11 protein-coding genes are annotated in these 25,674 nt (G+C 39.7%); all 11 read left to right on the top strand.

Going from position 1 to position 25,674, the window contains the following annotated elements:
- Positions 1–58: 58 nt before the first annotated feature.
- Positions 59–8,551 carry a hypothetical protein gene (locus CA265_12220; GenBank protein ARS40380.1) on the top strand — a complete coding sequence of 2,831 codons (8,493 nt, stop codon included), beginning with the start codon at positions 59–61 and terminating at the stop codon, positions 8,549–8,551.
- An 18-nt stretch (positions 8,552–8,569) separates the two neighbouring features.
- Complete coding sequence (locus tag CA265_12215; GenBank protein ARS40379.1) at positions 8,570–9,463, top strand: hypothetical protein; 894 nt, start codon at positions 8,570–8,572, stop codon at positions 9,461–9,463.
- Between the two features lie 793 nt (positions 9,464–10,256).
- A complete protein-coding gene (locus CA265_12210; protein ID ARS40378.1) occupies positions 10,257–10,643 on the top strand; it encodes a hypothetical protein in 387 nt (128 codons plus the stop codon).
- Between the two features lie 112 nt (positions 10,644–10,755).
- On the top strand, positions 10,756–11,394 hold the full coding sequence (locus CA265_12205; GenBank protein ID ARS40377.1) for a hypothetical protein: 639 nt from the start codon (positions 10,756–10,758) through the stop codon (positions 11,392–11,394).
- 45 nt (positions 11,395–11,439) lie between these two features.
- Positions 11,440–12,621 (top strand): hypothetical protein, encoded by a 1,182-nt coding sequence (locus CA265_12200; protein ARS40376.1) that lies wholly within the window; start codon positions 11,440–11,442, stop codon positions 12,619–12,621.
- Between the two features lie 136 nt (positions 12,622–12,757).
- Positions 12,758–16,171, top strand: a complete 3,414-nt coding sequence (locus CA265_12195; protein ID ARS40375.1) for a hypothetical protein — start codon at positions 12,758–12,760, stop codon at positions 16,169–16,171.
- A 10-nt stretch (positions 16,172–16,181) separates the two neighbouring features.
- Entirely contained in the window at positions 16,182–17,756 is a 1,575-nt protein-coding gene (locus tag CA265_12190) for a hypothetical protein (protein ARS40374.1), read from the top strand.
- A gap of 311 nt (positions 17,757–18,067) precedes the next feature.
- Positions 18,068–19,558, top strand: coding sequence for a hypothetical protein (locus tag CA265_12185; protein ID ARS40373.1), 1,491 nt, complete (start codon positions 18,068–18,070; stop codon positions 19,556–19,558).
- Between the two features lie 105 nt (positions 19,559–19,663).
- Positions 19,664–21,160 (top strand): hypothetical protein, encoded by a 1,497-nt coding sequence (locus tag CA265_12180; protein ID ARS40372.1) that lies wholly within the window; start codon positions 19,664–19,666, stop codon positions 21,158–21,160.
- A gap of 477 nt (positions 21,161–21,637) precedes the next feature.
- The gene (locus CA265_12175; GenBank protein ID ARS40371.1) at positions 21,638–23,119 is read left to right on the top strand and encodes a hypothetical protein; all 1,482 of its coding nucleotides are present in this window, start codon (positions 21,638–21,640) and stop codon (positions 23,117–23,119) included.
- Between the two features lie 151 nt (positions 23,120–23,270).
- Positions 23,271–25,208: a hypothetical protein gene (locus CA265_12170; protein ARS40370.1), complete on the top strand. Its 1,938-nt coding sequence runs from the start codon at positions 23,271–23,273 to the stop codon at positions 25,206–25,208.
- Positions 25,209–25,674: the final 466 nt, after the last annotated feature.

The following is a 25,674-nucleotide window of genomic DNA, read 5'->3' as shown; positions in this document are numbered from 1 at the left end:
TGGTGCTTAGTGCCTAGGGGAATGATAACACTTTCGCAAATATTTAAATTAACTGCACATGAAAAAAAAGTTACCCAGTAAACATTTTGGCTGGCACTGGAGGAAATTAGGCTGGATATTGCTGCTCATAATGCCTGCAATATTGAGTGCCAGCATATTTCCCGGAAGCGTACCGGCAATTAATTCCCAAAATAAAAAGAAACAGGTTTTTGTAAAGCCTGCCATTAAGGCTAAAGCCATTGTAATTACGCCAGATGCATCTGGCATCATCTATGTAAACCAAAATGCAGCCGGCGATTTCAGTGGGAGCAGTTGGCCTAATGCCGCGAAGGAACTTGCGGATGCATTGGTGGCAGCAAGAAATCTTAATCTTGTTGCGCCTGGCACGGTTAAGGAAGTTTGGGTGGCTGGCGGAACTTATAAGCCCTTGTATAGCCCTGCAGATAATAATTTTGGTAACCCCGATGGTAGAAATAACAGTTTTTTTCTGCTAAAAGATGTAAAACTATTCGGAAGCTTTGCGGGTACAGAATCAGCACTTGCCCAAAGAGATTTGAGCAATATGGCTCATAAAACCATTTTATCGGGAGATATTAATGGTGATGATGTGGTAAGTGGATCTGGTGATAATCTAAGTATAACCAATAGTGGAGAAAATGCCTACCACGTACTTACCTATCTAAACGCTGCAAGCACTGCGGTCATGGATGGTTTTCATGTTACGGGTGGAAATGCCAACGGAAGTGCCCAAATCTACGTAACGAGGATTCAACTTTTTCAAAATCTTGGTGGGGGGCTCTATTATAGTTCAGGTGCTAATGGTATAGCACTTAGTAATATTGTGTTCTATGGTAATAGTGCCTCATCGACTGGTGGAGCAATACATTGTGTAGGTCGTTTAACAAGTGATAAAATATTATTTAAAAACAATCTGGCAGCAAGTGGTGGGGCATTTTATAATAAAGCAACTGTAAATATATTTACCAATTGTAAATTTATAGGTAATAATGCTTTAGGTGGTAACGGTGGCGCAATTGGTTCTTTAGTTGGTACGCAATATATGCAAAACTGCACATTTGCAGGTAACTCCGCAAACTACGGAGGAGCACTCGGTGTTGAAACAGCATATGCCATAGGTAGTATTTTTACGGGGAATACCGGCACAGTAGAAGGTGGGGCAGTGTATTTGTCTATGAGATTTGAACAAAAGGACATTACCTCTACATTTATAAATTGCGGCTTTAACAATAATGAATCACCATTAGGTGCCGCAGTTAGCTGGAGTCAAAGCTTAGTTCGCAGTTATAGATATAAGGTAGATTTTATCAATAGCATTATTCGCGATGATGTTAATCTGGGCATACAGCGACTTGGTAATTTCCAGTTTTGCATGCTGCGACAGCCTGGTGCAAAACCATCTAATTTTACTTTTGATGCAGCAACTACGGCCATGCTCAATCAGGACCCAGCCTTTACAGACGCTGATGGAGCAGACAATGTTGCAGGAACTGAAGATGATGATTTATCATTAAAACCCCTTAGCCCAGCTTCTAATGCAGGTAACACTGCTTTGTATCAGAATGCCAACTGGCCATCTACGGATCTTGCAGGAAAGAACCGTATCATGGAAAGCAGTATTGATTTGGGTGCCTATGAAACGCAAAAACAACCAAAATTAATCATTCCTGATGCCAATGGAATTGCATATGTGAAGCAAAATGGCACAGGTAATATGAATGGTAGCAGTTGGGCAAATGCTACTCCCGAGGTGGCCGACGCGTTATATGCTGCAAAATACCAAAATGCTGTTGCGCCTGGTACCATAAAAGAAATTTGGGTAGCGGGAGGGCTGTACAAACCTCTTTATGGTCCTACAGATAATACTGCCGGTATTCCATCAGGTAGAAATAACAGTTTTTTGCTGGTTAAGGATGTAAAGTTGTACGGAGGCTTTGCCGGAACTGAAGCTACACTCGCCGAGCGTAATTTAAGCATTTTAGCCAATAAAAGTACATTAACAGGCGACTTTAGTGACGATGACGTGTTGAGTGGCACAGGGAAAAACCTCAGTATTGCCAATAATGGTGAAAACGCCTACAATGTAATCATTTCAGTAGATGATGCTGGTACTGGTATTATAGATGGTTTTACAGTTACTGGTGGAAATGCTAATCTAAACACTAAAATAGCTATCAACGCTAAAGAGGTAAACCTGAGCTATGGTAGCGGGCTGTATCTTTTAAAGGGAGCACCCAAAATAAGAAATATGAATTTTCAAGCCAACCAGGCAGAACTTGGTGGTGCTATTTATAACTTTGGGAGCAATACAGAAATGTATAATGTGTTATTTAAAAATAACCTGGCTTCTGGTGGTGGGGCATACTTAAACGAAACGGGAGATATACTTTTCACAAGATGTAATTTTATTGGTAATAGTGCAAAAAATAGCTCAGGAGGCGCAATTCTTGCCAGGGTAGGTGATCAAACCATTAACAATTGTAAATTTATAGGTAATAATGCTGCAGATGTAGGCGGAGCGATAATATCCACGAAAGTAAGCGTTACTAATAGTATTTTTTCTGGTAATTCATCAGCCGGTAAAGGTGGAGTAGCCTATTTGTCAGGCGTATTTGTAAACGGAGAACGTCTTTCTAACTTCATTAATTGCAGCTTTACCAACAATCAAGCATCAACTGGTTCTTTTTTAGCCGGATCAAGTAGTTTTGGTGGCTTATTTGAGTTCGACTATCAGATTAATGTTGTCAACTCTATTGCGTTCAATAATGGTAATAATTTATTTGACTTAAGCCCTAAACAAAGAGTAAGTTTTAAAAACGCTATTCTCCAATATACGGCTCCACTAGCTGCCAATGCTACTTTAGATGATGTTAGCACAAACTTGCAAAACCAAGACCCTACGTTTACCGATGCAGACGGTGTAGATAATACAGCAGGAACAGAAGATGATGATTTGACATTACAACCCGGCAGTTTGGCTGTAAATGCAGGGGATAACACTTTGTATCAAAATTCTAATTCCGATTCCAAAGACCTGAATGAAAATGCCCGTATAGAAGAAACAACAATTGATTTAGGTGCTTATGAATTCAAAAAGCAGACACAAAGCATTACCGCCAACGATCAGGACAAAACCTATGGTGAGGCACCATTTATACCAATCGCAAGCGCAAGTTCTGGCTTAGCAATCAGTTATGCTTCGTCAGATAATACCATTGCAGAAGCATTTCAGGATGTTGCAGATGGCAATAAATGGAAAATAGAAATTAAAAAGGCAGGGATTGTCAATGTTACAGCCAGTCAGTCAGGAAACGCTGCATACTTACTCGCAACTGATGTTATTTTCAAACTTAGCATTAACAAAAAGTCCGTAAATGTTGATTTGAAGCCTGATGCTGTTTTAACAAAAATTTACGATGGAAATACAAAAGGCAGCATTCAAAATACAGATTTAACACTCGCAAATGGGGATCTGATTAACAGTGACGATGTTCAATTAGCATTAAGCAGTAATGAAATTGAATATGATAGTAAAGATGTGGGTACGGATAAAACGGCTACATTGTCTATTTCGAATATACAGCTTGCTGGCGCACATGCCAACAATTACAAGATTGCAAATAATAGCGATCTTATCAGTTCACGTGCTATTATTAAAAAGGCTGCTCTAACCATTAGCGCAAATGATTTTAGTAAAGCCTACGATGGCATGGCTTTCACTGGAGGAAACGGGGCAAGCTATAATGGTTTTGCAATTGGTGATGATGCTACTGTACTTACCGGTACACTTACTTATGGAGGTACCTCGCAAGGTGCAAACAATGTAGGGAATTATGCCATTACGCCTGGCGGACTTTCATCAGCCAATTACAACATCAACTATGTTGATGGGAAATTGCTGATCAGCCAAAGCACTACAAATACATTATCCTTTTACACGCAATCAGCAGGCGGTGTAGTTGCAAAAACTTACGGTGATGCAGGTTTGGACGCATCAGTAAAAGCGACTTCAGGTTTAAACGCCACTTACCAAAGCAGCAATACCGCTGTGGCAACTGTTGATGTTAACGGGCAGGTAAGCTTGCTTGGTGCAGGTACAGCCATCATTACGGCCAATGAAGCAGGAAATGCCAATTATGCTGCTGCTGCTCCTGTTTCTTTTGAGGTCCAGGTAGCTCAAAAAGCGTTAACGGTAAGTGCAAACGATTTTAATAAAACCTATGATGGCATAGCCTATACGGGTGGTAATGGCGTAAGCTACAATGGCTTTGCTAATGGAGAAGATGCCCAAGTACTAAGTGGGATAATTAGTTATGGAGGTACTTCACAGGGGGCAAGCGATGTAGGGAATTATGCCATTACGCCCGGCGGGCTTTCATCAGCCAATTATAACATTAGCTATATTGATGGTAAATTGCTGATTAGCCAGAATACTGCAAATACATTAGCTTTTAATACGCAATCAGCGGGAAGTGTAGTCACAAAAACTTATGGAGATGCCGGTATAGATGCTTCTGCCAAATCTAGTTCAGGTTTGAATGCCACTTATCAAAGCAGCAATACTGCTGTGGCAACTGTTAATGTTAACGGGCAGGTAAGCCTGATAGGTGCAGGTACAGCAACCATTACGGCCAACGAAGCAGGGAATGCCAATTATGCTGCTGCGGCTCCTGTTTCTTTTCAGGTTCAGGTAGATCAAAAAGCATTAACGGTAAGTGCAAACGATTTCAATAAAACCTATGACGGCATAGCCTATACGGGTGGTAATGGCGTAAGCTACAATGGCTTTGCAAATGGAGAAGATGCCCAAGTACTAAAAGGGATAGTTAGTTATGAAGGTACTTCACAGGGGGCAAGCGATGTAGGGAATTATGCCATTACACCTGGCGGGCTTTCGTCGGTCAATTACAATATCAACTATGTTGATGGTAAATTACTGATCAGCCAGAATACTGCAAATACATTGGCTTTTAATACGCAATCAGCTGGAAGTGTAGTTACAAAAACTTATGGCGATGCTGGTATTGATGCTTCTGCAAAATCTAGCTCTGGTTTAAACGCCACTTACCAAAGCAGCAATACCGCTGTGGCAACTGTTGATGTTAATGGACAGGTAAGCCTGATAGGTGCAGGTACAGCAACCATTACGGCCAACGAAGCAGGGAATGCCAATTATGCTGCTGCGGCTCCTGTTTCTTTTCAGGTTCAGGTTGATCAAAAAGCGTTAACGGTAAGTGCTAACGATTTTAATAAAACCTATGATGGCATAGCCTATACGGGTGGTAATGGTGTAAGCTACAATGGCTTTGCAAATGGGGAAGATGCCAATGTGCTAAGGGGGATGCTTAGCTACGGAGGCAATTCGCAAGGCGCAAGCGTTGTAGGGAATTATGCCATTACGCCCGGCGGGCTTTCGTCGGCCAATTACAATATCAACTATGTTGATGGGAAATTGCTGATCAGTCAAAATACGACAAATACGTTGGCTTTTAACACACAAACGGCAGGCGGTGTAGTTGCAAAAACTTATGGTGATGCAGGTTTGGACGCATCGGTAAAAGCGACTTCAGGTTTAAACGCCACTTACCAAAGCAGCAATACCGCTGTGGCAATTGTTGATGTTAACGGGCAGGTAAGCTTGCTTAGTGCAGGTACAGCCATCATTACGGCCAATGAAGCAGGAAATGCCAATTATGCTGCTGCTGCTCCTGTTTCTTTTCAGGTTCAGGTAGATCAAAAAGCATTAACGGTGAGTGCAAACGATTTTAATAAAACCTATGACGGCATAGCCTATACGGGTGGTAATGGCGTAAGCTACAATGGCTTTGCAAATGGAGAAGATGCCCAAGTACTAAAAGGGATAGTTAGTTATGAAGGTACTTCACAGGGGGCAAGCGATGTAGGGAATTATGCCATTACACCTGGCGGGCTTTCGTCGGCCAATTACAATATCAACTATGTTGATGGTAAATTACTGATCAGCCAGAATACTGCAAATACATTGGCTTTTAATACGCAATCAGCTGGAAGTGTAGTTACAAAAACTTATGGCGATGCTGGTATTGATGCTTCTGCAAAATCTAGCTCTGGTTTAAACGCCACTTACCAAAGCAGCAATACCGCTGTGGCAACTGTTGATGTTAATGGACAGGTAAGCCTGATAGGTGCAGGTACAGCAACCATTACGGCCAACGAAGCAGGGAATGCCAATTATGCTGCTGCGGCTCCTGTTTCTTTTCAGGTTCAGGTTGATCAAAAAGCATTAACGATAAGTGCGAACGATTTTAATAAAATTTATGACGGCATAGCCTATACGGGTGGTAATGGCGTAAGCTACAATGGCTTTGCAAATGGAGAAGATGCCCAAGTACTAAAAGGGATAGTTAGTTATGAAGGTACTTCACAGGGGGCAAGCGATGTAGGGAATTATGCCATTACACCTGGCGGGCTTTCGTCGGCCAATTACAATATCAACTATGTTGATGGTAAATTACTGATCAGCCAGAATACTGCAAATACATTAGCTTTTAATACGCAATCAGCGGGAAGTGTAGTTACAAAAACTTATGGCGATGCTGGTATTGATGCTTCTGCCAAATCTAGCTCAGGTTTAAAGGCCAATTATCAAAGCAGCAATACTGCTGTAGCAACTGTTGATGTTAATGGACAGGTAAGCCTGATAGGTGCAGGTACAGCTACCATTACTGCTGATGAAGCAGGGAATGCCAATTATGCTGCCGCCGCGCCTGTTTCTTTTCAGGTTCAGGTTGATCAAAAAGCATTAACGGTAAGTGCGAACGATTTTAATAAAATTTATGACGGCATAGCCTATACGGGTGGTAATGGTGTAAGCTACAATGGCTTTGCAAATGGTGAAGATGCCAATGTGCTAAGGGGGATGCTTAGCTACGGAGGCAATTCGCAAGGCGCAAGCGATGTAGGGAATTATGCCATTACGCCCGGCGGGCTTTCATCGGCCAATTACAACATTAGCTATGTTGATGGGAAATTGCTGATCAGTCAAACTACGACAAATACGTTGGCTTTTAACACACAAACGGCTGGTGGTTTAGTCATTAAAACTTATGGTGATGCTCGTATCGATGCATCTGCCAAATCTAGTTCAGGTTTAAATGCCACTTACCAAAGCAGCAATACAAATGTAGCCACTGTTGATGTTAATGGGCAGGTAAGCTTGATAGGTACAGGTACAGCTACCATTACTGCTGGTGACGTAGGAAATGCCAATTATGCTGCCGCTGCACCTGTTTCATTTCAGGTTCGGGTAGATCAAAAAGCATTAACGGTAACTGCAAACGATTTTAATAAAACCTATGACGGCATAGCCTATACGGATGGTAATGGCATAAGCTATGATGGTTTTGTGAACGGCGAAAATAGTCACAACCTGCAAGGCACCTTAACTTATGGCGGTAGTGCGATGGGAGCGAAAGATGCTGGAAGCTATCTTATAGAGGCTACGGGTTACTCAGCCAATAATTATGCAATTACTTATCGGGCAGGTAAACTGATCATATCAAAAGCAAACCTTACCATAACTGCAAATGCAAAGGTCAAAACTTATGGAGAGGCCGATCCTCAATTTAATTATTCAAGCATAGGATTGTTAGGTAGTGACGCTATCTCAGGTACTTTAGTTAGAACATTGGGAGAAAATACAGGTAATTATGCTATTGAAGCGGGCAACTTAACCGCGGGCGAAAATTATAATATCATTTATCGATCAGCCCCACTCAGCATTGAAAAAGCGATGTTAACCGCAACTTCAGACAATATCCAAATTTGCGAAAATACACATTTGCCAGCTTTTACGGTGAGCTATTCAGGATTCAAGTTGAATGATAAACAGGACGTTATAAAAACTAAGGCAAGCGTGTCAACTCTAGCAAACAGTTCATCGCCTGCAGGTACTTATGTTTTAACACCTAAAGACGCTGAGGCCGATAATTACAGTTTTATTTACCTACCTGGTGAGCTGAAAATAAATCCATTGCCCAATGTTACCCTTAACGCATCTAAACTAAAGATAAGTAAGGGCGAATCGATAATACTAACAGCAAAGGGAGGAGAAAAATATAACTGGTCGGGCACGGATGGTTTCACTAGTACGAGTACTACACAGATGCTTGAAGTTAGGCCATTAAAAACAACCACCTACACAGTCATGGCAGTTAATGCACTTGGCTGCGCAAAATCGGTATCACTTACTGTCGAGGTGGTGGATGATTATGCCACGCTGTCTGCTACAAATCTGATTACGCCAAATGGTGATGGGCACAATGATGTATGGAAAGTGGAAAATATAGACGCTTATCCGGATAATCAGGTTACCATATTCGATCGTGCTGGTAGAATAGTATATACAAAAAGGAATTACGATAACAGTTGGGCTGGCACTTCGAATGGCAATTTGCTGGCCGAAGCAACCTACTATTATGTAATCGACTTTGGAAAAGGAAAGCTGAAACAAAAAGGTTTCATGACTCTTGTTCGAAATCATCCTGGCAAATAACAAACAGTAAAATTAAAAATGATGAATAAGCAAAAATTAAAATATATAAAGCACTTTGTAGCTATAATAGTGGTTATATTATTTGCCACAGTAACTCTTAAGGCTCAAACGGGTACATTTAATGCACAATATTATACTGATAGATACCTGGCAAATCCGGCGATGGCGGGTATAACAAACGGGTGGATGTTGGGGCTCAGTCACCGCTCTCAATGGACATCAGTTGATGGAGCGCCTACTGTACAGCAAATTACCGGCGAGTGGCGGGGTAATAAAACAGGTATTGGCTTAAATTTAATATCGGATAGGGCAGGCTTGCAGAGAAATTTTAAAGCAATGGCAACCTATTCTTATCATATCCCTTTAAACGGAAATGGAATCGAGCTTCATTTTGGTCTTTCCAGCGGTTTAGTCGCTCAACGTCTATCAGCTGGTGATGTTAGAGGAGATGCCAGCGACCCACTGATTGCCATGTATAATCAAAGGGCTGCCTATTTTGATAGCGATTTTGGAACAGGAATTACCATTAAGAACTTCGAATTCGAAGCCGCATTTCCCAATTTGCGCAATACCTTTTGGCAGCGGCAAAAGGCTGTTGAAAGTGTAAATACGTTTTATATTACTACTAGTTACAAATTTCAGGTCGCTGGAAGTCAAATTGAACCAAAATTTGTCTTCAGAGGATTAAAAAATTCCAGCGATATATGGGATGCCGCCCTGCAATACAGCTTCGTACAAAAGCAGGTTAAACTGATGGGTGTATATCGAAGCTCAGGAACGCTGGGTTTTGGCGTGGGTGCTGATTTTATGAAAAACTACACTTTTAACTTTTATCACAATGCCCAGATCAATGCCCCATTATCTAGTTATACCAACGGAGAATTTGAGTTGTTTTTAGGTATGAAGTTTTAAGAGCACCAACGATAAAGTTATGTCGTGGAAGAATGATTCGGTAATAAATTATCCTTCTTAAACTGCCATCAAGAGAAAGATGGACGCTAATTGTGTCAAAAGCCCCTAGAGGAACTATCTAGGGCTTTTGATTTTTAGAATGAAATCCGAATATCTTGAGCATTTTTTGAGCTTTTAGTTACTCAATTTATTGAGGCCATTTGCAGTTGAGGGAAAATTCAGATCAATGACAAGCTCATCGAAAGCATCCTAATTGATGTGTTCGTCAAATGGTGGGGCGGGTGAAGTTTGATCTTGGCTTTAAGTTTTAATCTAATGGGAAAGAGTTCATTACGAAAGATATTAATTTTATGATGAGAGTACCAGTTAGCATAACCGTCATAATGATATTGGAATAATGGAGGGCATAGGTGCTTAAAAAAAAGTTGTCTGTAGAACATTAAGGAAAGAAATGAAGTGAAATTTATGTTGAGTTGGATTTATAGCTGAATTGTAGCGCATTTCGTATTGGTTGAAATAATAAATTCATACGCTGCAACTTCGCTATCGAATCACGTTTAAAACGAGCAGATTAATTGCAAAATGATCACAAGGTCTTTAAACCGTTCACGCATTGCAATAAAGCCATATAGATTTTAAACACATTAATAAATATTTTTAAACCAAAACTTAACTAGAAAACCACTAAAGAACATGAAAAAATTTGTTTGCCGAAACACTATCTGATCTGCATATGCTTCTAGCTAACAGTCTAAAATTTTCTGAGTTCTTTAAAAAAATATAGATGGATCGAATGAACAAGCCCGGTGATAAAATAAAGTACAGGGAGTACCTGGATGCATTGGATATTGTATTACGTTTTAGCAAACAGTTGCAAAGTGACTTTTCCGATTCTGAAACGCCGATTGATACTGATATTCTCGATCAGGCTGAAACCCTGCTGCTGGATGTGCTGCAAAACGTTAATTCCATCAGGCTGTTTAATGTCCTGAGTTTATTTTTAGATGCAGAGATCAAGTACGGAAAGATACCATTTGGAACTTCTGATAAAATAACCGTTTCATTTTTTGTAACAAAGTACCGGTTACAGGATTTGAGAAAAATCCGAAACTTTGGCTCCAATGCCCGATCTTGTTTGACAAAGGCGCTTTCAGATCATGGCTATACCTTACTGCCCTAGCGCTTCATTATTTAAATTGATCCTGTTTTTAGGAGCGAACGACATAAATTGAAAAAGGTTTTAACTTTTGGAAGTCTATTGGCGAAATTTTTCAATATATTAGATCGACCAAATGAATCAAAACAGAAATACATTGCATGGGAGCGCGTTAAAACCTCATTGGACAGTTTTTATTGCCGAATGCGATACAACGGCTTTCAAAAAAATATATCTCCATTATTATCATTATCTAACTTATATTGCATTAAAAAAAGGGTTTTCTACAAGCAGAACCAAAGATGTTTTAAACGAACTTTTTTTATCTGTTTGGGAAAATCGGAAAAAATTAGGCCATATCGATAACCATCATAATTATTTGATTACGGTTTTCTTAAGGAAACTCTATAAAAAAGAAATTCCTCTGGCAGAATGCTTATCCTATGACGAGTTCTCTGATTTAAAATCATTGCCTTCTGTTGAAGAAGAATACATCATAAAAAGTAACCAGCAACATTTAAGCGATATCTTACATAAATTTATAGGCCAGCTCCCAACCAAGCAAAAATCTCTGATCTACCAAAAGTTCTATTTGGGCCTGAGTTATGAAGAAATTGCCGCTGCCAACCAAATTTCTATAAATACAGCTTACAATACCATGTATAAAGCATTGGATAAGCTTAAAATAGCAATAGGTAAAGAACATTTAAATGAAATTTATTTAGCGCTAATGGCCATTTCTATACTATTTTTCATTTTTTTTATAAAACAGTAGTGAAAAATTAATGGTTGTTGCTCTATTGTGGAAACCAAATAGAAAATGCAGCAACAAGATCTCCAGAATCTGATCCAAGATCAACGCTTTATCAACTATTGCCTGAATACTAATTTGGCAGATACAGAATATTGGGAGAAATGGGTTTCCGATCATCCAAACGACAAAAATGAAATCGTTGAGTTAAAAAAAACAGTGTTGCTTCTCCGCGATCACATTGGTAACATAGAAGCTGAAGCACAATTTGAAAAATTAAACAATCAACTTTCGCAACAAAATGCCAATGAGCCAAAACGACGGAAATTATTATCTGTATGGCTAAAAGTCGGCACAGCCGCGATTCTTGCTGTAGCGATGGGTATAGGCTTTTATTGGATCAAACAAAGCAATACTCAAGTTAAAAGTACTTACACAAAAGATATTGGCCCTGGTCGTAATCAAGCTACCCTAACCTTGGCAAATGGCAAAAAAATTAGTTTAACCAAAGCAAATAATGGGCTAGTAGCTGCTGAGGGTGGAATTAAAATTACCAAAACAGCAGATGGACAGTTGGTTTACGATTTTTCGAAGACAACAAGCAACGGTAGCCCTTCCTCGTTTAATACCTTATCTGTACCCATAGGTGGGCAATGGCAGGTCATCTTGCCCGATCAAACCAAAGTTTGGCTAAATGCGCAGTCGAGTATTACCTATCCAACTAAATTTAACGGAAACCAGAGAAAGGTAAAAATATCAGGTGAGGCTTATTTTGAAGTTGCACACAATAAAAAAATGCCTTTTAAGGTAGAAAGCAGAGGGCAGGTGGTTGAGGTTTTAGGAACTCATTTTAACATTATGGCCTATGCTGATGAAGAAATAATCAAAACCACACTGCTGGAGGGTTCTGTTAAGATTTTTAATAACAGGCAATCTCAATTATTAAAGCCCGGGCAACAGGCTGTGGCTAGTTCTAATGGAATCAGCCTATCAGATTATGTAGATGTAGAAGAAGCCATAGCCTGGAAGAATGGCGACTTTCAGTTCAATGAAAATCTTGAAACCATTATGAGCAAGATTGCCAGATGGTATAATGTTGAAGTGGTGTACCAGGTAAAACCATCCAGTGATCTTACTTTCTCTGGCAGAATTTCGAGATCCAGAAATATTTCTGCGATTTTAAAAATGCTTGAATATAATGGCGATGTGCACTTTAAGATAGAAGGAAGGAGGGTTATCGTGACGAATTAATACTTGACACGGTAGTGCCAAAAAATGGTTGAAAGTGCGCTAACACCTTCAACCTTACGCTGGGATTACCCTTTCCGGAAATCCGGAATAAAAAATGACTTGAACCATTTTCAACTAAACCCAACAATTCAAATTTATGAATTTATACTTACAATCTAGGGATGGATGCAACCGCCCTACCCAACAAAAAATCTTGCGGGTTATGAAATTAATTGCTTTTTTGCTCACGACGGTAATTATGCAGGTAAGCGCATCAACATTTGCACAAAAAATTACACTCAATAAAAACCAGGCTTCCTTACGCCAGATTATGTATGCCATCAGAGCTCAAAGTGGCTACGATTTTTTATATAATAATAAAATTTTAAAAAATGCAAATCCCGTAACCATTAATGTTAAAAATGCAAGCATAGAAGAAGTTCTGGCACTCTGTTTTTCTAATCAACCTATAGCCTACAAGGTTGAAGACCATGCTGTTTTTTTAAAAGTGAAAGAAATTATAACTGCAAATCAGCTAGTCAAAATAATCGAAATTCCAATAAAAGGAAAAATAGTAGATGAAAAGGGGCAGCCCATACCTGGGGTGACCGTAGCTGAAAAGGGCACAAAGAATGTAACTTCTACTACCGGAACCGGCGAATTTGTCATTAATGTAAAAGATGATGCTGCGGTTTTAGTCATAAGCTATATCGGTTATCAGACTAAAGAATTAACTGCTGGAGGCATTGGGTCGGCTGCAATTACTCTAATTCCTGCTGAGCAGAAGTTAGATGATGTTGTGGTTACTGCCTTAGGGGTAGAGCGCGCTTCAAAATCACTATCTTATAATGTTCAGACCTTAAAGTCAGAAGATTTAACTACGGTTAAACAAAATAATTTTATCAATTCCTTAAGTGGTAAAGCTGCAGGGGTGACCATTTCTTCAAGCACCTCTGGTGTGGGTGGTTCTGCTAAAGTGACCTTGCGTGGCAATCGCTCTGTAAATGGCAATAACCAGCCTTTATACGTAATAGATGGTGTGCCGATGTTAAATGCCCGGGGCAGTCAGCCAACTGATATTTATGGCAGTGGTGTAAGTGATGGCGGTGATGGCATTTCTAACCTTAATCCAGAAGATATAGCCAGTATCTCTATTTTAGAAGGGGCATCTGCTTCAGCACTTTATGGTAGCCAGGCACAAAATGGCGTGATTTTAATTACCACTAAAAAAGGAAAAATCGGTAAAGCCGAAATTAACTTTAACTCGTCTTATCAATCAAGTCAAACCGCTTACAGGCCAAAATTCCAAGATAATTATGGAGCGGTAACTACACAAACCACAGGCGACATTACAAGTTGGGGACCAGCTGCAACTACCAGTCACGATCATTTGGATCAATATTTCCAAAATGGAAATAACTTCAACAATGCACTTAATTTTTCTGCCGGTAATGATTTAGCACAAACATATATTTCGTATGCCAATACTAGTGCCAGTGGTATTACACCGACAAACAAACTAAGCCGTCATAATTTAAACCTGAGGGAAACGGCGAATTTTTTGAAAGGGAAATTATCGGTTGATGCAGGTTTAAATTACATCAACCAGATTGTTAATAACAAACCTCCAATTGGAGTTTATCCAAGTCCTTTATTATCTCTTTATCTCTTTCCACGAAATGTAGATATTACTCCATACAAAGAAAATTACCATAATACGCAACTACAGGGTTACAACCGTCAGTTTTGGTTAACAAAAAACGGAGATTTTCACCAGGAAAACCCGTGGTGGATTCTCAATAACGAGCCCAACGTAACTAAACGTAACCGTTATTTAATTACAGGTAGCGTAAAGTACACTTTTGCCGATTGGTTAAATCTACAGGTTAGGGGGAATTTAGACCGCACCACTGATGATTCGGAAACCAAAAGGTTTCAAGGTACCGATTTTAACCTGAATGGACTAGGTAATGGAAGTTATGCAATTGGTAGCAGTACCCAGATCCAAAAGTATGCAGATGCGATTGCAAATTTTAAAATACCGTTAAACTTACAGGATTTTAAAATCGGAGGTTTAATCGGTACCAGTATTACCGATAATTCAGCTACAGGAATGTCTATGGGTGGAAATTTATTAACTCCCGATTATTTCGTAGCCAGCAATATCGTAGCACAAGCAGCCCAAACTATTGCGCCGGGTGCCACGAGCACACTTCCTGTACTTAATCCGGGTAGTGCCTCACGCAGCCATACACAGCTACAGGCTGCCTTTGCCAACTTAGATTTAGCTTACAAAGATTGGGCGTTTTTAACCGCAACCTTTAGGCAGGATTGGTCTTCTACACTCGCATTTACAGCAAATAAATATTACAATTATCCTTCTGTCGGCTTATCACTTGTGCCATCACAAATGACCAAGATGCCCGAATTTATATCTTTTGCAAAAATAAGAGGCTCATATACCGAAGTAGGGAATACATTGCCATCATATCTTACGCGGTTTTTAAATAGTCAAAATGCTCAGGGAGCATTAGTCTTTAATACCAACAGTGCAGAATTTACTTTAAAGCCTGAGCGCACTAAAACCTTCGAAACAGGTGCAGAATTCAGGTTTTTTAAAGATAAGTTAAGTTTAAGTTTTACTTATTATAAAACCAATACTATTAATCAATACTTTGCTTATGCACCACCAGCACCATCACTGGTAGGCGTAGCATATTATAATGCAGGTAAGATCCAAAATGCTGGTTATCAGTTTATAATAGGCTATAACGCATTGGCGGGAAATGATTTTAGCTGGACTACTTCCATTAACGGGGCATCTAACAAAAACAAAATTTTAGAGGTAAGGGATCCGGAAGATAATACCAAGTTTGCTTTAACTGGCGATACTTATGGTTATAGCTCTATAGTAAGAAAAGGAGGTTCATATGGTGATATTTATGCGCAAACTTTTGTTTACGATGACCAAGGAAGGATGAAATTGTCTGGAAACGGCACTACCGAACCTTATCGCCCATTAAAATCAACGGAAACGGTGTATGTGGGTAATCCTAATCCTAAATTTCAGGCGGGCTGGAGCAATACATTTAACTACAAAAATTTTAGCTTAAGCCTGTTAGTTGATGGCAAATTTGGGGGCAAAGTAATGTCCATTACTCAGGCTTATATGGATTTGATGGGCGTATCAAAAGAAAGTGGAATGGCAAGGGATAATGGAGGTGTTACCGTAAATGCAGTAAATACTGCCGGACAATCCATTACTACTTTAGACCCAAAAACCTACTATTCTACTATTGGTGCCAGAGGTGCAATGGCAGGCGCTTATATGTATAGTGCTACAGTAGTACGCATGCGCGAGGCCGCCTTAGGTTACAACCTCCCTATTAAAAACAGTGCTTTTAAAAATGTTAGGTTATCGCTAACCGGTAGAAATCTGCTCTATTTCTATAAAAAGGCACCATATGACCCAGAGTTAACCATGTCTACAGGTAATGGCCTATCGGGTGTTGATGCTTTTAATATGCCGGCTACGCGCGACATCGGTTTTAATTTAAATGTAACTTTTTAAGGATACCAAGATGAAAAATAATTCAACAAGATACATCTTAACTACTATTGTGGTGCTTAGCACCTTGTTTAGCTGTACCAAAAAATTCGAAGATTTTAATACCCCTCCACTAGCTTTAAGTGACGAACAATCATTACGCCTGGTGCCTAGTGCAATAGGGCCTATTGAAATGGGTTTACTTACAGGCTTTCAGATTAGTCAGAATTTAAGTGCAGACGCTTATGCCGGTTACATGATGTCGCCAACTAATTTCGAAGGAGGCTTCAATAATTTAAACTATTCGTTGGTGAGCCGTTGGAACGACGGTCCTTTTACACATCAATATAATATGGTAATGGCGCCCATAAAAAAAATAGCCGAAGCAGGCGCACGTACTACGCTACCCGATGTTTGGGGAGTCGCACTATTAATACAGGTACAGGCTATGCATAGGGTAACTGATAAATTTGGCCCTATTCCTTATACCAAAACAGGTACTTCTTTTCGGGTTATTCCATACGATGATCAAAAAACAATATATGCTACATTTTTTAAACAGATTGATACTGCTGTGAACAACATGCGGACTTATTTGGCAAGTAATCCACCCGTTAAAAACAGAATTGGTAATAACGATTTTATCTACAGAGGAGATCTGGCAAAATGGATAAAGTTTGGTAATTCTTTACGGTTACGCTTGGCCATGCGTTTGGCTAAAATAGATCCAGCTACTGCAAAAACACAAGGCGAACTTGCCTTAAGCGCACCAGAAGGTGTTTTGGCTGCCAATACCGATAATGCCGTTTTAACCAGTGGAAAACAGAATGATTATTGGTTAGTTACTTTTGCCTATAACCGCGATAATATGCTTAATGCCTCATTTGGAACTTATTTAAATGGTTATAACGATCCAAGAGCAACAAAAATGGCGTTACCTGCTACACAGGCTGGTATTGCAGGCAAATATTCAGGTATACGTTTAGGAGCCGATGTAACCAAGGGTGATTACAGAACATTTACGGCCTTTAATTATACTGATACTTATACGCAGTTTGCACCGCACATGGAAATGAATGCAGCCGAAATGTGGTTCCTAAAAGCTGAAGCTGCATTAAGAGGCTGGACTGGTGCTGGAGATGCCAAAGCCAACTACGAAAAGGGAATACAAACTTCTATGGATCAATGGGGGGTATCTATCGGTGGATACTTAAGTGACGCTACAGCTAAGCAAGAAGATTATGTTGATCCTATTAATCCGGTTAACAACACTTCGGCACGATCATCAATTACCATAAAATGGGATGATGCGGCAAGCCAGGAGCAAAAACTGGAAAGAATTATTGTTCAAAAATGGCTGGCTATTTTTCCTGATGGGTATGAGGCCTGGGCTGATTATCGCCGTACAGGTTATCCAAAGCTTTTTCCTGTTGCCCGTAATTTCAGCAATGGTACTATCGATACCGAGACCCAAATTAGAAGATTGCCTTATGCACAATCAGAGTTGTTAGGCAACCCTGAGGGAGTTAAAACTGGTTTAGCGCTGCTTGGGGGACCTGATAACGGAAGTACACGTGTATGGTGGGATAAAGGCGGGCCTAATTTTTAATTTAATAAATAATAAGGCTGTATTCGTGTAGGATAACCATTTCAAGACATGAAGTTTAAGACAATTTTAAAATCTATTAGTAGGCTAATAACCTAAATTATGCGCTTGGTTTGAAATAGGCGGACTTAGTAGCGCCGCCTGTTTTAAGCTTTATGTCTCAAAAAATCTTACAATAATGCTTTGAAATAGCAATCTACCCAAATTATTCAGCATCAAATGCGGCACTTCATTTAATACTTATTCAGCCAAAGGAATTACAGCCAGTTTACCAATTGACTGAACTAATTAACTAACCTTTAAAACCAAAAAGTATGAAAAACAAAAAAAACTTCAAATTGCTTGTATTTATTTTACTGGCAATTACCGCTCTTTCTTGTAAAAAAACGCCAGATCTTGATCAATCTGCTGATCCTACATCTACCTTTAAATCAAATGCTTATAAAAGTTTTGTTGGTCATCCGGCGGGATTACAAACCAACCTCAGGATGTATGGTTATTTGCAAACCTGGGGAACTTCTTATGCACAGGAATTGGATAACATTAACCTTGATCAGCTAACCGATCTTTGTATCTCATTCATTAATCCTGATGTAAATGGAAATTTTACTGTAAGCCAAGATATTATTGATGCAGTTCCAAAGGCACACTTGCAAGGAGTGAGAGTACACTATTCTATCGGTGGCGGTGGCGGTCCAGCCTATTGGGATAACCTGGTTGCGCCTGCAAACCGTACACAGGTAATAACGAATATGATTGCTGTTTTAAATAATTATAATTTTGATGGTATTGATGTGGATCTTGAAGGAGCACGAATCAGCAACAATCCCGCCAATTATAATGCGTTTGTGATCCAGCTGGCCGACGCAATCCACAATAGTGGCAAGCTGGTATCTATTGCTATTGCCCGTTATCAGGCTAATCAGGTAACAACTGCTGCTTATGCCAAACTGGATTATCTAAACGCCATGATTTATGATTACCGGCCAGGTTATGCCGCATCGCACTCTTCTTTGGCACAATTCCAATACGACTATGGTATTTTTAAAACTAAAGTGCCTTCGGCTAAGATCAATCTGGGTGTGCCCGGTTATGCTTATGAATATGAAGGAAATAATGTTGTAACACAGGTTTCAATTAAAAATATTCTACAGCAGTTTCCTAAAGCTTACGCGCTTAATTATCAATATGCTACCCCTACCAAATCATGGTGGTATGATGGCCATCCTGTACTCAGACAAAAAGTAGCTTACTGCCTGCAAGAACATGTTGGGGGGATGATGATCTGGCAAATGATGCACGATCCAAAAGATGATGAATCATCTTTATTAAAATTAATGAATTATTGTGCAGGAAATCCGGCAATGGCGGGCTTCAATCCTGTAACTGACTATTCTTTTACCGCAAAGAACAGCAACTTAGCCATAGAGGTGACAGGTGCCTCTTTAAACAACGGGGCTGGTGTGCAACAAAACACCTTTGCAAATGCAAATAACCAAAAATGGTTGCTTGCAGCCACTAATAATGAGTTCAAAATTACCAATAAAAACAGCGGGAAGGTGTTAGATGAGGTGGATGAAACTGCTAGCGGTCAGGGTTTACAATTTATACAGAATACCTGGCATACCGGAGGTAACCAAAGATATAAATTAGTACCCGATATTTTGGGTTACTATAAAGTTGTAAATGTTGCCAGTAACCGATTAGCCTCAGTTAATGGAGCCTCAACAGCAGTGGGTGCAAAAATAGTGCAGTGGCCTGATGCTAATGGTGATAACCAAAAATTCATCATTAGAAAACATTGATCTACATAAGATACATTAATTTAATAAATAAGATAGGTGTTCTTGTCGCTTCGCACATTTTTTATTAACACACTGATAAATTTTTTTAACCCTGACTAAAATATTATGAAAACACAAGCATTTCAGTCAATCAAAGCTTATTTGGCTATTCTAGTCCTAGCCATATTACTTGCATCCTGTAAAAAAGCAGTTGTGCAAGACGGAGAGACCACAACATTTTCAGCTAAAAAAAGTATGACAAGCCCTCAAGGGCTTTTACCCGGTGGTAGCACAAGAACAGTAGGTTATTTTACTATTTGGAATACTGGTACGGAGGATTGGAGTACATGGATTGATAATACTAATGTTGAGCAATACTCGGATCTCATATTCGCGTTTATTAACCCCGATGCCAGCGGTAATTTTACCATTACACCCAGCCTTACAGCAGCTATCACCAAAGCCCATAATGCTGGTGTATCACGTGTATTTATTGGCATTTCTAGCAATACGCCAAATAGTGATGTGAGTAACCAGGTAAATAACAATCGCGCTAATTTTATCACTAATATTAGAAACTTTGCTATAGCAAACAATCTGCAAGGAGTGGATTTGGATTTCGAAGGTAATGGCATTATCCCCAATTTTAATTCTTTTGTAACCCAATTGGCAGATGACTTGCATGCTCACTCGCTAAAATTGTCTGTAGCAATTGCCCGCTGGCAGGCTAATGCTATTAGCGCTGCAGCCTATAACAGTGTTGATTATCTAAATGTGATGAGTTACGATCATGGTTCGGGTACTAATACGCCAGGCCCTCATTCTTCTTATGAAAATTTTACGCTCGATTTTACAACGTTTAAGACGAAGATGAACAACAATGCTTCAAAAATAAATATGGGTATACCTGCTTATGCTTATGAATACATAAACGGAACATTCAATAATCAGATAGGGTATAGAGGTATTGTCCAACAAAATCCAACGGCTCATGCCGTTAATTACTTTTCACCTAATCCAACTAAAAAATGGTTCTACGATGGTTTTCCCATGATTCGTCAGAAAGTTCCTTACTGCCAGCAACAAGGGGTGGGTGGCATAATGATATGGCATGTTTTGGCCGATTCGAAAGATGATAAATCACTAATCAAATTTATTAATTACTGTTTAAATAATCCCAACAACCTAGGTTTTGATCCGACAGTAGCTTATCGTTTTAAAAATCTAAACAGTGGTAAATATATGGATGTAGCAGGGGCTGCTTTAAACAATGGAGCCAATGTCCAGCAAGAAAGCTATAACAGTGTTTCTAATTCACAAAAGTGGATACCCACTCATTTGGGAGCTGGCCAGTTTAAATTTACCAATGCAAACAGCGGCTTGGTATTAGAAACCTTTGGGCTTTCTACTGCAAATGGTGTAAATATCGATCAATGGTCATGGGGCGGAGGAAATAACCAAAAATTTAAACTTGTCGCTAATTATTTGGGTTATTACACCGTCACCAATGTTAACAGCGGCAATGTGCTTGAAACATATGGTTTATCTACTGCCGATGGAATAAATATTGATGTATGGAGCTCCGGTGGCGGGCTTAATCAACAATGGATTATTGAAAAATAACAATATAAGCAATAGCCCTAAGGTACACTGAGGCTGAAAAACTACCCATTGGAAAAGGGCTTATGAATTTTATTTCGTAGGCCCTTTTCTTTTGAGCCGGCTAATCTGAAAATCCGTACAGCTCTGGATATCGCAGAATGGCAGCGGAAGTACTTCGACTAATCAAAACAACCACAATAATAGGGTCAGCTGGTTATCACAAATCAGGAATCGCTGATTTATTCAACGTGGGAAAAATATTTGGTTTTATCATGAGAGTATCAGCGATGCTAGCCGTCATAATAATATTGAGACGATGCAGTATTCAAATCCTTATAAAGAGCTATCCGTAGAATAATTGGGAAATGAATAAAAAGTGGAATTGTAATTAGATGTTTGATTGCCAGATATTTTTTGTCATTGTCTCAGTGCAATAAAATCCGTACAGATTTTAAATACACGTACAAATATTTTTAACCAAAAACCTAACCAAAAATTATGAAAACAAATGTATTCTGCCTGAATAGAAGCTACTGCTGTATAGTGGCATTCTTGATCTTGTTCACCTCGTGTAAAAAGGCTACTGTGCCTAATGAAGACACGACAGGATTCTCAACAAATAAACGTATGGCAAACAGCCAGACGCTCTCCGCAGGGGGTAGCCTTCGAAAAGTGGGCTACCTTACCCTGCATAGTGTTGGAGGTTCGGATTTCGATACTTATATCGATAGCTTTGTTACATCTCAATACACTGATATTATTATTGCATTTCTTAATCCAGATGCCTCCGGTAATTTTACCATTACCACAAATGTCACCCAGGCAATTACAAAAGCACATAACGCGGGCCTCCGTATTTATTTTGGCACTGGTACAGTCGAAGCTAATGGCAATGCAAATAATTTGATCAATAATAACAGGGCGGACTTTATTTCTAAAATCCGTAAATTTACTACCATCAATAATTTCGATGGGGTAGACCTTGATTTTGAGGGAGCTGGTTTAACCAGTAATTTCAGTCCTTTTGTGGTTCAATTGTCTGATTCTCTTCATTTACATTCTAAATTACTGTCCGTTGCGCTTGCCGCATATCAGGCAAGTGTCCTTTCAACTGCTGCTTACAGCAAGCTTGATTTTCTGAATGTAATGAGTTATGATCATGGAACAAATCAACCCGGTGCAAAGCCACACTCTTCTTTTTCCGATTTTGTAACAGATTTTAATACTTGTAAATTAAAAATTTCCCCATCAAAAATAAACATGGGTGTACCGACTTATGCATGGGTTTATGATAATAACGCGCCTACTACTCAAATTGGTTATAGTAACGTAATACAGGCAAAGCCTAGTGGTCACTGCGTAAATACGGTATCACTTACGGCTACACGCAAGGTTTTTTATGATGGCCATCCCGTGATCAGGCAGAAAATACCCTTTGCCCTGCAACAAGGTATTGGTGGTATTATGATCTGGCATGTTTTGTCTGATACTAAGGATGATGCCACGAGCATCATCAAATTTATCAACTATTGTGAGACAAATCCTTCCTGTTTTTATCCGGGTACGTATCGGCTCAGCAATATCAGTAGTGGTAAGCCTATACAAATCGCCGCTGCAAGTAATGCGGATGGTGCTGCAGTAGTACAAGGCATGGGGGATAGCCAGGGTAGTTACCTCTGGCGATTTAATTATGTTAGCGGTATAAATTATGGCATCATTAATAATTATACTAATAAAGCTATGAATGTTAACGGAGCTTCAATAGCAAATAATGCTCCATTGATACAATGGCCTTGGTCGAACCAGGCCGCTAATCAACAATTTAAATTAGAGCCAGATGCTTCAGGCCTTTACACCATCACCGCAGTGCATAGTAATAAACCGATACAGATTTTAAATGCATCTTCGGCAGATGGTGCACAGGTTGTACAGTCTAGTGCGGACGGTGGTTATAATCAGAAATGGTTTATATGGAGATAATTTTTTAATAGTAAAATATTGGGGGGTGTTTGGTCTACCCGCCCAATATTTTTAACCATAAAATTTATTTACGGTCAACATTGCTATATCATTAAAAAAATGATAATTTAAAGTATTTAAACCAGGAGAATCCAACTTTTAAGCGTAGAAAATGAATCGTCGACAGTTTATCGGTAAGGCAGGAAGTACCAGTTTACTTTTGCTGGCCGGCGCAAACTTATTTGCCAGTATAGAAAAACAAGCCATTAACAGTGAATTTCTTTTTTTAGAAGCAGAGCAATTTGCAGATTTAGGTGGTTGGGACTTAGATCAACAATCTATGGACCAAATGGGCTCGCCCTATTTACTGGCACATGGTTTAGGTATTCCGGTTAAAGACGCAAAAACTACCGTAAAATTTCCTTCGGCAGGGCAATACCGAATATGGGTACGCACCCGCGATTGGGTAGCGCCATGGAAGGTACCGGGTGCACCAGGAAAGTTTCAGGTAATTATTGATGGTAAACCAGTAAAAGAAATTTTTGGAACCAAAGAAGAAGATTGGCATTGGCACGATGGGGGTATGGTTACCGTGGGTACCGAGACCCATGTTGCATTACACGATTTAACCGGTTTTGAAGGGCGCTGTGATTCGCTGCTTTTTTGCAGAGATGAAAATTTTAGGCCCACAAATGATGTTCAGGCGCTTACAAAATTCAGAAGAAAACTACTTGGCCTGCCTGATCAGCCTGCAGATGGAGGAAGCTTTGATTTAGCTGTTGTGGGTGGGGGTTTAGCTGGTACATGTGCGGCTTTATCAGCTGCCCGAAATGGTTTAAAGGTTGCATTAATCCAGGATAGACCGGTTTTAGGTGGAAATGGTAGTTCTGAAGTTAGGGTATGGCCTGAAGGAAAAACCCGGCAAAAGCCATTTGTTTATATTGGCGATATTGTGGAAGAAATTATGCTTCCTGGTATGCCAGAACCCGTATATGGATCACGGAATGCTATAAAAGGACAGTATTTTGGAGATGAGCGTAAGCTGAAAATCGTTGCCGATGAATCCCGGATTACCCTATTTACCAATTATAGGGCAATTAGTGTAGAACATACTAAAAGCAAGTTATCAGCAATAGTTATTCAAAGTACAAAGACAGCCTTACAAAAGAAGATTAAAGCTACTTTTTTTGCCGATTGTACAGGCGATGCAACCATTGGTTTTTTAGCCGGCGCCGACTACGAGATCGCCAGCTCAAATATGATGGGGTCTTCTAACCTATGGAATGTTATGGATGCTTCGGATGAAAAGCAGGTGTTAGACTGCGAATGCAAAGACAAAACTGCACTTACCTTGTCCTGGGAAACCGGTAACCGCGAACAGCCATTTCCACGGTGCCCATGGGCCATAGATTTAAGCGATAAACCTTTTCCCGGACGTAAAAATTATAAAGGCCAGTGGGGTAGTGAAGATCCATTGGGTAACCTTGGCGGTTGGTTTTGGGAGAGTGGTTTTGATAAAAATCCCATTACCGATATCGAAAAAATAAGAGACTTAAACTTGAGGGCTATGTACGGTGCATGGGATGCGCTTAAAAATGTTGATAAATTATATCCCAATCACCGTTTGGGCTGGTGTGCATTTATAGCGGGTAAACGAGAATCGCGTAGGTTAATGGGTGACGTGGTACTTACCGGTGATGACTTCTTAAAACGCAAAGCGTTTGCCGATGCCGTTTTTCCGTGTTCATGGCATATCGATATCCATAAGGCAGATGAAAATTTTGATAAAGATTTAAAAGGACAAGAATTTATCTCGCATGCCTCTTCTGGTGAGGGCTACGTGTATGATGGGGTGTATTGGGCGCCTTATAGGATTCTCTATAGCCGGAATATCAACAATCTATTCATGGCCGGAAGGGATATCAGCGTAAGCAATGATGGCCTAGGTCCTGTCCGCGTAATGCGTACCTGCGGCATGATGGGTGAAATTGTAGGTAAAGCAGCAGCAGTTTGCATTAGATATAAAATAACACCACGGGGTGTGTACCAAACGCATTTTGAGGAACTAAAACGACTGATGGAACAACCAGGCAGTACACGCCATTCTTAGCATTCAGTTTGTACCAGAAAAACAAAACTGTAGAATGTAGCGGGATTAAAAGTTATTGTTCAACCAAATATCATACTGGTTATTAACGAAGGTCTAATCTCCATATTTTCTTTAGCAAATACCATTTGGTAGCCTTTTTCCAGTGCTGCCGTCAGATTTTATTTATGCACGCGGAGAGTAATATTGTTTTTATAATGAGAGTACTGGCGATGCTACTGTTATTAAAATATCGTGATTGTACAGTATACAGATCTTTATGAAAAATCTACCCCTAGTATGTTAAGAAAATGACTAAAGTTGAAACGGCAGTTAACTTTTACTTGCCAGACGAGTTAAAATGGGATTTTATATTTCTTACAATAAAATGTTGTACAGATCGTCGGGCTGGTGGAAATTGACAACTAGAGGTTTGTCGCATAAGAGCCCGACTAACATCGCTGTCAATTCAAAGAATGAAATCCAGCAC

The organism is Sphingobacteriaceae bacterium GW460-11-11-14-LB5 (genome assembly GCA_002151545.1).
In the GTDB taxonomy this organism is placed as follows: Bacteria; Bacteroidota; Bacteroidia; order Sphingobacteriales; family Sphingobacteriaceae; genus Pedobacter.
The sequence above is the reverse complement of the archived record's forward strand: the minus strand, read 5'-3'. Positions and strand labels throughout refer to the sequence as shown.